Here is a 13,035-nt window from a genome sequence, read left to right as displayed (position 1 = left end):
CACCTCGCCGTGTTGAATTCTTGGGGCAATATATCGATCCACTATGCGGGCCGATGTTGGCGCCCATTCCGTCATGGCGGTGGAAGTCCGCTGCCCGTTTTCTATATCCTGGAGATGTTCATGGTTTGACGAACAGGAAGAGGAGCAGGATATGACATTGACCTCGCAAGACGTCACCTCCGTACTCGGCCCTGTGGACGAAACGCTGATCGCAGAGATCGTTGCGACGGGTGCTACGTCGACAGAACTTTCGGAAGCCTGGGCCTGGGTCAACAGTGATGAGGCTCTGATCGGCGAAGGGCGCCATCTGCCTGCGGGAACCGTCGCAGCTCTGGTGGATCTCCTTTCGGCTGACGATGAGGAATGGGAAGAATAGCAGCGCCGCCGAGTATGACGCCGATCGCTTCAAGCTGGGGTGCAGGCACGGCCAGAGCAGTTACACACTTCTCATTTCCGGCCGGGTTTGTTTTAAGGAGTGCTAGGGTCCGATGCATGCCGGCGGCATCTGTCGAGAACCGTGAGACTGTGTAGGAATGCCAGGCGAAGGGCAGGACAATGGAAATAATCACGACGACACTCGTCCTCCTGTTGGCGATCGTCGTCAGTGGCGCCATTTCGCGTGCCATACCGGTCATTCTGCCATTGCCGTTGATTCAGATCGCGCTGGGCGCCGTAATCGGTCTGTCGGCCGACCTTAGCGTGCGGCTTGATCCGGAGATTTTCTTTCTGCTGTTCCTCCCGCCGCTGCTCTTTCTTGACGGATGGCGTATTGCCGCCGACGAGCTCAAGCAGGATATGAATGTCGTCGTGGAATTGGCTCTCGGACTTGTCGTTTTCACCGTTCTCGGAGCCGGCCTGCTCGTCCATTGGATGATCCCCGCAATGCCGCTCCCAGTCGCCTTCGCGCTGGCCGCCGTCATTTCGCCGACCGATCCGATCGCAGTCTCGGCGATTGCACAGCGGGTGCCCATCCCACCGCGCATGATGCACATCCTCGAGGGGGAGGCCCTGCTGAACGATGCGTCCGGCCTCGTCTGCCTGCGATTTGCAATCGCCGCGGCGCTGACGGGCAGCTTTTCCCTCTATGACGCCACGCTGAGCTTCCTGTGGACCGCATTCGGCGGCCTTGCAATCGGTGTCGGCGTCACCTGGACCATTACGTGGCTGAGCACGCGCGTATCGCTGCGTTATGGCGAGGAGAGCGGCTCGGAAATCCTGGTCAGCATTCTGATCCCCTTTGCGGCCTATCTGATTGCGGAACACCTCCACTGCTCCGGCATTCTCGCGGCGGTATCGGCGGGAACGACGATGAGCGTCGCCGAGAGTTCGGGGCGTGCGCTGGCGGCGACGCGCGTGCGCCGAAGCGCTGTCTGGGACATGATCCAGTTCGCGGCCAACGGTACGATCTTCGTCCTTCTGGGCGAGCAACTGCCGTCGATCATCGGCCGGGCATCGGCAACTGTGGAAGTCACCGGACATCACGAGTTCTGGTGGCTTGCCGCCTATATCGTCGGGCTCACCTTCGGTCTTGTCGCATTGCGATTCAGTTGGGTCTGGCTGTCGCTTCACCTGACACTGTTCCGCCAGAGGAGGCAGCACCAGACGTCGCCGCCCTGGCGTATTCTTGCGGCATTTTCCTTTGCCGGCGTTCGCGGTGCAATCACGCTTGCAGGCGTGCTGACCCTGCCGTTTGCCCTGAATGACGGTTCGCCCTTTCCCGCCCGCGATCTTGCGATCTGCCTGGCGATGGGCGTCATCATCATGTCTTTGATCCTGGCGACGCTTTTCCTGCCGCCGCTGCTGAAAAATCTGGAACTTCCGCACGATACCAAGCACGAGGAGGACGAAGCAGCCGCGCGGGTCGATGCGGCAAAGGCTGCGATCACGGAAATCGCCCGCCTCCAGCATTCGCTTTCCAAGGGGCAGGAGGATGCCGATCTTTATGTGGAGGCGGCCTCAAGGGTGCTGGAGCTCTATCGCGAACGCATCCGCAACCAGACCGGCGCCGACGAGGAAGCGGCCGTGTCCAGGCGCACCATGCACATTGAAATGGAGCTGCGGCTGGCGGGTGTTCGTGCCGAGCGGACAGAAATCTTTCGCAAGCTGCGGGCGAGGCAACTCGGCAAGGAAATTGCGGCAAAGCTCGTGCGGGAACTGGATCTGCTGGAAGCGCGCTATGCGAGTTGACTTCGCGTCCTCCGCAGTCTGCTCGTCCGGCTTCCGCCGATAAGAGCCCGATCTTGCTGCAGTCGTGCGAAGGGAAGGGGAACCTTGAACCTGAATTTGCGTCTTCCTACGTGAGTAGCAACCGAGGCTTTATGAGATCGGTTGCATTCACGTCTGTCAGGAGTGACCAAAATGGAAGATAGAACGAAAATCATCGAAGACCTCAGCGTCGAAGAGCGCGAGGAAATCCTCATCGATATCGCCCGAACGCTGGAAGGCAACGCACGCGAGGCTCTTGTCGAGGGCAATCAACAATTTGCAGCGCTTTCCACCAATATTGCCGAAGCAATTCGCGTCAACGCCGACGAGCTCGCGCGCGACGATCCCGAGCAGGCGGAAGAGTTGTTGCAGCAGGCTGTCGCAATCATCTCGCAGTTCAATGCTACTCATCCCTACCGGTTGATCAGCACGGCTGTTCACTAACCGGCCTGATGCCCTACTTCTTGTCTCGATAATACGACCCGGAGGATTTCGATGTCAGAACTCATAGTGCTTGGTTTCGACGATGCCGATAAGGCGGATACTGTGCTGAACCGTCTTGTGCAGCTCGAGAAGGAATATCTGATCGATCTGGAAGATGCCGTGGTCGCCGTCCGCGACGAGGCCGGCAAGGTCCGTCTCAAGCAGAGTTTCAATCTAACCGCTGCCGGTGCAGCAAGCGGCGGCCTTTCAGGCGCGCTGTGGGGCTCGCTGGTGGGCCTGCTGTTCCTCAATCCGCTGGCGGGCCTGGTGGTCGGCGGCGCAATCGGCGCCGGCTCGGGTGCGCTGGCCGGATCGATGGCCGATTACGGCATCGATGACGGCCTCATCGAGAAGCTAGCCGAAACCATCCCGGCAAACAGTTCCGCGCTCTTCCTGCTGATCCGCAAGGTCCAGCCCGAAAAGGTGCTTGCCGAATTCAAGGGTGAGCATGCAAGGCTTCTGCGCACCTCGCTTTCGCCCGATCAGGAGGCGCGACTGCGTCAGGTTCTCGTTGATGAGACCTCACCAACCGCTGAGGCGTCCGCCACGGTTTGAGCGTAAGAGCCGATCTGCGGCTATCGACCAGGAGCCGTGCTTCCGAAAAGGAAGCACGGCAGACGACGGGTCCGTCCGTCGGTTGTGGTCTTCGCTCGCCTTCCATATTAGGCCGAATGCTGCCATTGTAAGCACCGGGTCCATCCCACGATCGGCAGTATTGCAGCAAGGGAGGGGCAAGACCCTAACGGCCATTGTCAGCATACGTTCCCAGACGGAAAGTTGTGCGATGAGCGAGCCCGCATCTCGTCAAAGCCAGCCTACGTCAAAACCCAAAGCATCGCTGATTCAGACCAAGCGCGCTGCGGTGCAGGCACTGCGGGTGATGATCGCATGCACGATCACTTATGCAGTCTCCCAGCTTCTGCATCTTCAGCAAGGCTATTGGGCGGTGTTCACCGTGCTGATCGTCATGCAGGCGTCGGTTGGCGCCACGGCCGGCATGGCTGTCGATCGTCTGGTGGCGACGGTCGCGGGCGCCGTGCTTGGAGGAATAGCGGTTTTCATCACGCCGCACGAGCCGCTCGCCATCGGGATCGCGCTTATCTGTGTCGTCGGCTTTTCGAGCTTTGTGGCGGCACGCGTGCCTCGCTTGCGCAATGCCGGATTGACCGCCGCGATCGTCATGTTGACCCATTCCGCAGCAGTTCCGGTCGAGATCTTCGTGATCGATCGCATCGCCGAGATCACGCTTGGCGGTGTCGTCGGCGTGCTCGCCAGTCTCTTCATCCTGCCGACACGCTCGCGGACTGTGGTGCTTGATCGTTTCGGATCGGCTCTCGACGTGATGGCGCAGATATTGCGCACGCTTGCATCCGCGGTCGAGAAGGGCGAGCCGGTCTCCGCCTCGGAGGCCAATATCGCGCTGCGCCAGTCCTTGATGGCAACCGAGGCGCTTCTGACAGACGCGCAGCGCGAACGTGCCTTCTGGTTGACGAAGCATGGGATTTCGGAGGCTATTCCCCGCTCGCTCTGGCGAATTCGCAACGATATGACCTATGTCAGCCACATCGTGGAAATGCCTTTCCCACCGGCGATCGTCGAGGCGATCGGGCCGCAGGCAGGGCGAGTTCTCGAGGCACAAGCCAGTTTTGCCGAGGCCTGTGGCCGGGCGCTTCGCACCGGCGGGGAAATCGATCCCGAGATACTCGCGGCCGGCGACCAAGCTTTCGAAGCCGGCTTCAACAATCTCCAGAACTCGGAGGCCGCCCAATCGATGGGCTTCAACGAAACGGGCCGTCTGTTCGGCCTCGATTTTACATTGCGCCGGATGCGGCAGAACTTTCTCGATCTTGCCGACCGCATCCGCGAAAGCGAAATCAATTGATGGAGCCGGCCGACTCGGGTGAGCCGGCCGGTCTACACGACAATCACCAGCTCCACATGGTTCCGTCGGAAAGCCGCGCGACGTCGAGATAGGCCCGTCGATAGGGATATTTTTCCGCCGCCTTCTCGTCGATGTCGACACCGTGGCCCGGCTTTTCGCCGCTATAGAGCTGGCCGTCCTTCAGATGCCATTCGTGCGGGAAGACGTTCTTGGCTTCATCCGGATGAAAGGCGTATTCTTGAATGCCGAAATTCGGCACCCAGCGATCGAAATGCAGCGCCGCGCCCATGGTGATCGGCGACATGTCGGCGGCGCCATGGCAGGCGGTGCGGATATGATAGAGACCAGCAAGGTCGGCGATGCGTCGCACATGCGTGATACCGCCCGCGTGAAGCGGCGTCGTGCGGATATAGTCGATCAGCTGCTCCTGGATCAGCTGCCGGCAATCATGGATCGAATTGAAAACCTCGCCGAGCGCGAGCGGCGTGGTCGAATGCTGGCGGATGAGGCGGAAGGATTCCTGGTTTTCGGCCGGAACCGCGTCTTCGAGCCAGAAGAGCCTGTGGCGCTCTACTTCCTTCGCTAGGCTTGCCGCCTCCTGTGGCGTCAGGCGATGGTGGACGTCGTGCAGGAGGTGAAGCTCATAGCCGAAGCGATCGCGCAGATGATCGAGAAGCTTCGGCAGGAAACGTAGATAGGTGGGCGTGTCCCAGAGCGTCTCACGCGGTTTGTCCTCCGCCTGTGCAAGCGAACCGACTTTTTCGACACCGTAGGTAATCGGCAGGCCGGGGACGGCGCTCTGCACGCGGATCGCCTTCCAGCCCTGTTCCTTGAAGGCGGCAACCTTGTCGGCTGTCTCCTCGATCGTCTCGCCGTTTGCATGGGTATAGGTCAGCATATGCGTGCGGCTTGCGCCACCAAGCAGCTGGTAGAGCGGCATGTTGGCCGCCTTGGCCTTGATGTCCCAGAGCGCCACGTCGACGGCGGCGATCGCCGCCATGGTGATCGGGCCGCGGCGCCAATAGGCGCCCTTGTAGAAATACTGCCAGATATCCTCGATCTGCGACGCGTCGCGGCCGATGAGGCAGGGAACGAGATGATCCTGCAGGTAGGAGGCGACGGCCAGTTCGCGGCCATTCACCGTGGCGTCGCCGATACCGTAGATCCCTTCGTCCGTCTCGATCTTGAGCGTGACGAAGTTGCGTCCGGGCGAGCAAACGATGACCTTCGCGTTGGTGATTTTCATGGGAACCCTTTCGTGGTCTTTGATCGAAATCAGGCCTTCGGATCGGCGATTGGTTCGATGCGGCCGAGGACGAAGACATAGGAGACAATGCCGATCGCCAGCATCGCGCCTGCCAGCAGGAAGGCGCGACTGAAGGACTGCGTGGCGCCGACGATGAAGCCGGTAATGATCGGAGCGGCAATGCCGGTGACGCTGTTGAGGAAGTTCATGATGCCGCCGACCGTTGCCGCGCCACCCTTCGGCGCGATCAGCGCGGGGATCGACCATCCGGCCGGTGCCGCAGCTGCAAGGCCACTCAACGAAATGGTAATCCAGAGAATGGCCCAATAGGGGTCGGCGGTAAGCCCTGCGCCGACGACGGCTAGACCCATCAGCATACCGAGGACGATGATCGTTTTGCGCACGCGGGATTCGTCGTGGCCCTTGCGGATCAGATGGTCGATCAGCCAGCCGCCGATCAGGAGATCCGAAATCGTGGCGAAGATCCAGGGGATCGTCGTGAAACTCGCCGATTTCAAGATATCCATGTGCATCTCTTTAACCAGATAATCCGGCAGCCAGAAGATGAAGAGGGCGAAGGCATAGCCATAGGCGGCAAAGCCGATCGAAAGTCCCCAGACCTTGCGATTGCGCAGGAGATAACCGAGCATTCCGACCGCATTTGCGGAGGCTTCACCCTCCAATGCGGCGCCACCGGCTTTCAGATAGGCGCGCTCCTCGTCCGAAAGGTTCCTGTCGGCACTCGGGTCGCGATAAAACAGCCAGAACAGCGCAAAGAAAACGAAGCTGATGATCGCTGTCGCGATAAAGCCGCCGCGCCAGCCGAAATGCAGCATGAGGAAGGCAACCATCGGAATGGCGATGACGTTGGAGAATTTTGCGGCCGCATCAAAGAGTGCGGTTGCAAGACCCCGCTCATGACGTGGGAACCAGTAGCCGGTCGCTTTGGAATTAGCCGGGAAGCCCGGAGTTTCCGCGACACCGAGCAGCATGCGAGAAAGAAACAGCGTCTGCATACCGGTCGAGAAGGCGGTGATGACGGAGGCGATGCCCCAGGAGAAGGTGCTCCATCGCATGACCCGCATCACGCCGAAGCGGTCGAGCAACATGCCGACGGGAATCTGCAGGAAGCCGTAGGTCCAGCCGAAGGCGCTGAACAGAATGCCCATCTCTGCGGGGCCTATCTTGAAATCGTCCTGAATGAGCGGCGAAGCGACCGTCAGGTTTACGCGGTCGAAATAATTGACAAGGACGCCGAGCGCGAGAAGCGCTCCGATCCACCAGCGTCGATTGGTGGATGGCCGACGCATGGCGCCGGCTGGGGATGTGTGTTCGATGGTCATAAATCCTCCCTTATGAAATATCAGTCAATTAATCTGAAATTTCACATGAGGCAATAATTTTGATATATGCAGCCGAAAGTCAATGCCACCAATGTAAGTCGGGCGGCGACAAGGGTGATGAATTTGAGCGGGAAAAGATCGACAGCGTGATGACGAAGAAGGAAAAGCAGCCTCGAAGCCTGTCGGAGGAAGCCTACGATCGCTTGGAAAGCATGATCGTCTCCACCGAGCTGTTGCCGGGTGCCCGCTATACGATCCAGCAATTGCAGCAGCAGTCCGGCCTCGGCCGAACGCCGGTGCATGACGCGGTCAAGCGTCTCTCCGCAAACCAGCTCATCCATGTCAGCCCGCGCTCGGGCCTGCGCATCGCGCCGGTCAATCTGGCGCAGGAGCGGACATTGCTTCCCCTGCGCATGGAGATGGAGGCGATCGCCTGCGGGCTGGCGAGCGAGCGCGCGACCCCGCAGGATCACAAGATCCTCAGAACCTTCATCACCGATCTTGAAGCCTCCAAGGCGGATCTCAGCCTCGAGCGCTTCAACGTCACTGACCGGCTGCTGAACAGGGCGATCCTCACGGCATCCGGCGAGCCGCTGCTGGCAAACACCCTCATCCCTCTGCAGACGCTCTATCGCCGCACGGGCTGGATATATCATACCTATCTCGGTCCTGGCGCTCCGATGGAGACGACGATCGAGAGCCATATTTCACTGCTGCGCCACATCGTTTCGGGAGATCGGGGCCGCACCGAGATATTCATTCGCAAGATGATGGAAGAGCTGGGCGATATGCTCCTGAAGGTGCGCCAGTCGGTGGACCCGGCGCTGCTTGACGTCAGCCTGGCGGATATGGCGGTCAGGACGGGTGTCGCCGGCCCGATCAACTGACCGGATGAGCCCGACAAGTGGCAGACAATAATGCGCCGCCTTGCGGCGACGCTTTCGTCTTAGGATAGTTGCAGATTTCGTTCCACTGCCTTGCCGGTCAATCGCTTTCCGTCGGCATCGAAGAGGCAGATCCGTTCCGTCTTCGGCTGCAGCCAGATCGTTTCCTCCGGTTCGATATCGAGCCGGTCGTGGAAGACGGTCACGATCGTCTGGCTGCCGACGGTTGCCGTCACGTGTGTTTCCGAGCCGAGAGGTTCGACCACGACCACGCGCGCGGGAATGCCGATATTCGCCGGCGACAGGGTGAAATATTCCGGTCGGATACCGTAGACACCCTCTACGCCGGGGAGCTTCGGTGCATTATCGGGCAGGGGCAGTATGATGCCGTCATTCGTCCTGAAGACGGGCTTGCCGCCGTCACTGTCGAAGCGCCCGTTCAGCAGGTTCATGGCCGGAGAGCCGATGAAGGCGGCAACGAAGGTGCTCAGCGGATTGTCGTAAAGTTCAAGCGGCCGGCCGATCTGCTCGATATGACCGCCATTCATGACCACGATGCGATCGGCCATCGTCATCGCCTCGACCTGATCGTGGGTGACGTAGATGGTCGTTGTCGCAAGACGCCGGTGAAGGCTTTTGATCTCGGCGCGCATGGCGACCCGAAGCTTTGCATCGAGATTGGATAGAGGCTCGTCGAAGAGAAAGACTTGGGGATTGCGGACGATCGAACGACCCATGGCGACGCGCTGGCGCTGGCCGCCAGAGAGCTGGCGGGGATAACGTCCGAGGAGATCGGTCAGGCCGAGAATTTGTGCGGCATGCGCCACGCGCTTCTGCTTTTCCTCCTTCGATGCGCCGGCAAGCGTCAGTGAAAAGGCCATGTTTTCGGCAACCGTCATATGCGGGTAGAGCGCATAGTTCTGGAAGACCATGGATATGTCGCGCTGCTTGGGCGGCAGATCGTTGACGACGCGACCGCCGATGCCGATCGAACCACCGGTAATGTCTTCGAGCCCGGCTATCATCCTGAGGAGAGTGGATTTGCCACAGCCCGACGGCCCGACAAGAACGACGAATTCGCCGTCCGTTATGTCGGCCGAGACGCCGTGGAGAACTTCCACGGCGCCATAGGCTTTGCGCACCTTGTCGATGGTGACTGTTGCCATCATACCCCTCCGATCCGGATCTCGTTCGACGACAAGGCGCCTTCATGGATGAGCAGGCCGACGCCGCCGTCATGGAGGGCATCCGCGGAGGTATCCTCCGCCGTCACCGAGACGCCATCTGCTTCGAAGGTAATACGCGGACCCTGCGCGGAAACCTTCATGGCGATGTGCTTGTCGAATTCCATCTTGAAGGCGGTTTCTGCAAGGACCTTGGTGTCTTCATCACGCACTTTGACGATCTGCATCTTGCCATCCCGGGTGACGCGAGCGCCGTAATAGCGGCGCAGGCCCTGTGCGCGGATGGCAAGGCCACCGTAGTTGCCGAGGTGGATCATCACATCCCCGGACGCCTGGTAATCCGTCCACTGGCGCGTGCCGTGGATAATCATGCCTTCGCCGCGATTTTGCGCGATGCGGAAAGCGGCCTTGAAGCGCTTGGAGAAGAAGCTTGCGCCGTTCACCCAAGCCATACGCCAGAAATCGCCGTCGCCTGCCGGGCGCTTGAGCGTCAGCTTCGGCGTTCCGTCCCAGCGCAGGTAGTCGACGAGCAATTTGCCGTCGGCGTGCCTGCCGGTGCCGGTCACGACGATGCCGATTTCAGCGATGGGCTGGCCACCTGTGTCCGGCAGGGTCCATTCAAGGACGGCTTCCGAGCCGGGCTGAACCGCGACCGTCTGCCCGTCTATGTCACTGAGCTGGTCGCGCCCGTCGTAGACCCTTACGCGCAGGCGCGCTTCGATCGCACCGTGATTTTGCGCATCACCCTTGACCCGCGCCTTTACCGTCTGACCGGAGTAGAGCAGAGGCGTCGCCATCAGGTCGTAGGTGCGCATGTCGAGCATTTCGCGTGGCGAGAAGGTCGGCGTCGTCACGATGGCGCTCTGGGCGGGGCCGAGGGCTTCGTACTCTATGGTCAGCGCTCGGCTGCCTTCGAACTCGGTATTGCCGACGCGCACGCCGCTTGCCGCATCGAGACCTGTTAGCGGACGGAAACCCTGCTGGCTTCCCGGCAGCGAAAAATGGAATTGCGCGCCATTCTTGGGGGCTGCAAGCGATTGCTGCCCGGCAAGCTTAAGGCCGAGATTGGTCAGGAAATAGGCTTGGCGCACGGCGTCGTTGATGGAGTTGCCGCCATCGGCCGACGAGATCAGCATGCGGTCGGCGATCGGGCCCCGGAAATCCGGACCCTCGGCAATGCTTTCCAGCCCATTCATGATGCCGAGCAGGCAACCGACATTGCCGGCATTGCAATCGGTATCCCAGCCCGATGTGTTGACGATCATCTGCGCCTTCTGGAAGTCGTGCGGCGCGTAAAGTACGGTCATGATCATCAGCGCGTGGTTGGGCATGATGTGGCAGTTGCCGGGATATCTGTCGTAACCGTAATTGTCCTGGATCTTCTGGCGGGTGTCGCGCCAATCAGGATGAGCTTTGTGCCAGGCTCGTACATCCTTGATCATTTTCGCGATCTGGCTGTCGCTCGGGATCATTTTCAGCCCGGTATCGATGAGATGATCGATGTCGGAAGCGACGAAAGCTTCGGCCTCCATTGCTGCCCAGAGCATGGCGGCATGGACGGATTCGCCGTCATGGCTGACCTTGCCGGCCTGCTCGGCAAGCCTCGCCGCGAGCTCCGGTTGACCGGGGGCGACCATCGCCCATCCGTCGATGAAAATCTGCGCGCCGATCTGCTCGGCGACCCCTTGGCCATTGGTGGCGATGGAACCTGAATGCGGAGCCGGCACACCCTTCTTGAGGTTGAGCCAGGCCGTGTGCTCGGTGGAGTTACCGTTGCCGCCCCACCAGAGGATCGACCGTTCCTCGACGATATAGTTGAGCCAGGCCTTGCCGATTTCCTCGGCCGAGAGGTTCGGCTTGATACCGTAGTCTTCAAGCGCACGAATGAAGGTAAAAGTGCCGGCCACGTCGTCATCGGTGACGACGAGCGGCTGGTTCAGACGCTCATGCACGTAGTATTCGATCGGGCCGAGTTCATCCATGATCTTCTGGTAAGTCCATCCCTCGAAGGGGCGGCCGAGATAGACGCCGATGAGTTTGCCGAGGACGCCAGCATAGACACGTTCGAGATAATCGTTCGGAAGTCGCATTGCTCACTCCATAGATTGTTTGAAAAAATTGCTCAGCCCTTGACCGAGCCGCCGGCCATGCCTTCGATGAAGCGCCTCTGCATGAAGACGAAGAGCGTCACGACGGGCACGACGATGATGAGGGCTGCGGCCATGATCTCGCCCCAGTCCGAGCTGTATTGGCCAGAGAGCAGAAAGAAGGCGATGACGGCCGTCATGTTCTCCTGCTTCTGAAGGAAGGTCGTTGCGATCAGAAACTCGTTCCACGAATTCAGACCGATGATCAGCGCCACGGTCAGGATGCCCGGGGAGACGATCGGCAGCATCACCCGCCAGAAAACCTGCCAATGCGTGGCGCCGTCGACGATCGCCGCCTCCTCGAGCTCCTTGGGAACCGCGAGGAAATAGGTTCTGAGCAGCATGACCGCGAAGGGGCTGTAGAGCGCGGTATAGATCAGCGCCACGCCGAAGATGTTGTTGATGAGACCGAGCTTCGCAAAGCCGAAATAGAGCGGGAAGATGTAAAGCTGGATCGGCGCTGTCGTGGTTGCCAGCAGGTAGAAGGTGAAGATCTTCCAGCTTTTGATCTTGCGACGCGCGATCACATAGGCCGTCAGCGACGATGTCGTGCAGACGAGCGCGATGGTCGTGCCGGATACGATCAGCGAGTTGATGAAGGTCTGCGAGAATTTCGCGTGATTCCATGCATTGGCAAAATTCTGCCAGCGGATCGGCTGCGGCAGCCCGAGTGGATTCTGCACGATCTGGGCTGCCGGCTTCAGTGAGTTCAACACCAGAAGCACGATCGGGAACAGCGCGAGAAAGGCGAAGATTCCAAGAAGTATATAACAGACCCAGAGGGTCAGACGGCTTTCCACGAGCCTCATTGTTCGCCCTCCCTGGTCTGAACACGTACGTAGAAGAAGGTGCCGACCAGCCCGAAGAGGCTGATGACGAGCGCTGCGGCTGCAGCCTGTCCGACGTTCAGGTCGTAAAATGCCTTGCGGTAGGCGAGCGTCGAAAGTAGTTCGCTGGAGAAAGCGGGGCCACCCTGGGTCAGGATGTAGACGAAATCGAAGGCGAGGAACGACCAGATGACGGTCATGATCATCATGAGCGTGATGGTCGGGCGGATGCCCGGCAGCAGCACGTAGCGCATCATCTGGTAATAGGTGGCGCCCTCGATGCGGGCGGCTTCGATCTGTTCCTGCGGCACCTGCCGAAGTGCCGCAAAGAAGATGACGCAGAGAAATCCCCACCAATGCCACAAATCCACGGTGGCGACGCCGAAAAGAGCGATTGGCGGCTGCGTCAGGGGATTGGGGATCGGCAGGCCGTATTTCTTGAGAACGGCGAATACGCCGGTCACGGGGCTATAGATCATGCCTTGCCAGATACGGGCTGTGATCGCGGTCGCGATGACGACGGGCAGGAAATAGACCACCTGAAAGAAATTGCTGCCGCGGCGTACGATGAGCAGCATCGAGGCAGCCAGTAGCCCCATCAGGATCGGTACAATCAGGAAAACCAGCGTCCAGAGGATATTGTTGCCGAGCGCCAGCCAGAAGACGCGATCGGCAGCAAGCGCGCGAAAATTATCGAGGCCCGCAAAGGTGGGCGACGAGATGCCATCCCAATTGCAGAAGGCGAGAGCCACTGTCAGCAAGGCGGGCACGAGAACGATGACGATGTTGATGAGCATCGTCGGAACGAGATAAAGTCGGTGCATATTGTCCTCC

The 13,035-nt window shown here is 60.0% G+C and carries 12 protein-coding genes; 6 read left to right on the top strand and 6 right to left on the bottom strand.

The features are described 5' to 3' along the window. Positions 1 to 151 precede the first annotated feature (151 nt). The 5 genes from BJ928_RS14205 (at position 152) to BJ928_RS14185 (ending at position 4,570) form a co-directional block, all read left to right on the top strand. Positions 152 to 376 (top strand): hypothetical protein, encoded by a 225-nt coding sequence (locus BJ928_RS14205; protein WP_047629977.1) that lies wholly within the window; start codon positions 152 to 154, stop codon positions 374 to 376. Positions 377 to 555: 179 nt separating this feature from the next. Next, positions 556 to 2,187: a Na+/H+ antiporter gene (locus BJ928_RS14200; RefSeq protein ID WP_047629975.1), complete on the top strand. Its 1,632-nt coding sequence runs from the start codon at positions 556 to 558 to the stop codon at positions 2,185 to 2,187. A gap of 171 nt (positions 2,188 to 2,358) precedes the next feature. Further along, complete coding sequence (locus BJ928_RS14195; protein WP_047629972.1) at positions 2,359 to 2,649, top strand: hypothetical protein; 291 nt, start codon at positions 2,359 to 2,361, stop codon at positions 2,647 to 2,649. A 51-nt stretch (positions 2,650 to 2,700) separates the two neighbouring features. Then, entirely contained in the window at positions 2,701 to 3,243 is a 543-nt protein-coding gene (locus tag BJ928_RS14190; protein WP_047629971.1) for a DUF1269 domain-containing protein, read from the top strand. 229 nt (positions 3,244 to 3,472) lie between these two features. After that, positions 3,473 to 4,570, top strand: a complete 1,098-nt coding sequence (locus tag BJ928_RS14185) for an FUSC family protein (protein ID WP_047629970.1) — start codon at positions 3,473 to 3,475, stop codon at positions 4,568 to 4,570. 43 nt (positions 4,571 to 4,613) lie between these two features. Here BJ928_RS14185 and manD read toward each other — a convergent pair whose 3' ends face one another. After that, a complete protein-coding gene (gene manD, locus BJ928_RS14180; RefSeq protein ID WP_047629967.1) occupies positions 4,614 to 5,816 on the bottom strand; it encodes a D-mannonate dehydratase ManD in 1,203 nt (400 codons plus the stop codon). Between the two features lie 29 nt (positions 5,817 to 5,845). Next, positions 5,846 to 7,159, bottom strand: a complete 1,314-nt coding sequence (locus BJ928_RS14175) for an MFS transporter (protein ID WP_082011795.1) — start codon at positions 7,157 to 7,159, stop codon at positions 5,846 to 5,848. A 149-nt stretch (positions 7,160 to 7,308) separates the two neighbouring features. On the opposite strand from BJ928_RS14175, the gene BJ928_RS14170 reads away from it, so the two are divergent. Next, positions 7,309 to 8,046, top strand: coding sequence for a GntR family transcriptional regulator (locus BJ928_RS14170; protein ID WP_063769447.1), 738 nt, complete (start codon positions 7,309 to 7,311; stop codon positions 8,044 to 8,046). A gap of 59 nt (positions 8,047 to 8,105) precedes the next feature. Here the strand turns inward: BJ928_RS14170 and ugpC are convergent, their stop codons facing one another. From ugpC to BJ928_RS14150, 4 genes are read right to left on the bottom strand one after another with little or no spacing between them, the layout of a single operon-like run. Then, on the bottom strand, positions 8,106 to 9,209 hold the full coding sequence (gene ugpC / locus BJ928_RS14165) for a sn-glycerol-3-phosphate ABC transporter ATP-binding protein UgpC (RefSeq protein ID WP_047629965.1): 1,104 nt from the start codon (positions 9,207 to 9,209) through the stop codon (positions 8,106 to 8,108). Then, positions 9,209 to 11,317: an ADP-ribosylglycohydrolase family protein gene (locus BJ928_RS14160; protein ID WP_047629962.1), complete on the bottom strand. Its 2,109-nt coding sequence runs from the start codon at positions 11,315 to 11,317 to the stop codon at positions 9,209 to 9,211. The genes ugpC and BJ928_RS14160 overlap by 1 nt, the downstream gene beginning before the upstream one ends. Positions 11,318 to 11,349: 32 nt before the next feature. Continuing rightward, the gene (locus BJ928_RS14155) at positions 11,350 to 12,183 is read right to left on the bottom strand and encodes a carbohydrate ABC transporter permease (protein ID WP_047629960.1); all 834 of its coding nucleotides are present in this window, start codon (positions 12,181 to 12,183) and stop codon (positions 11,350 to 11,352) included. Beyond that, positions 12,180 to 13,025, bottom strand: coding sequence for a sugar ABC transporter permease (locus BJ928_RS14150; protein WP_082011794.1), 846 nt, complete (start codon positions 13,023 to 13,025; stop codon positions 12,180 to 12,182). The genes BJ928_RS14155 and BJ928_RS14150 overlap by 4 nt, the downstream gene beginning before the upstream one ends. Positions 13,026 to 13,035 lie beyond the last annotated feature (10 nt).

Source organism: Rhizobium sp. WW_1 (assembly GCF_003610155.1).
In the GTDB taxonomy this organism is placed as follows: domain Bacteria; phylum Pseudomonadota; class Alphaproteobacteria; order Rhizobiales; family Rhizobiaceae; genus Rhizobium; species Rhizobium tropici_A.
The sequence above is the reverse complement of the archived record's forward strand: the minus strand, read 5'-3'. Positions and strand labels throughout refer to the sequence as shown.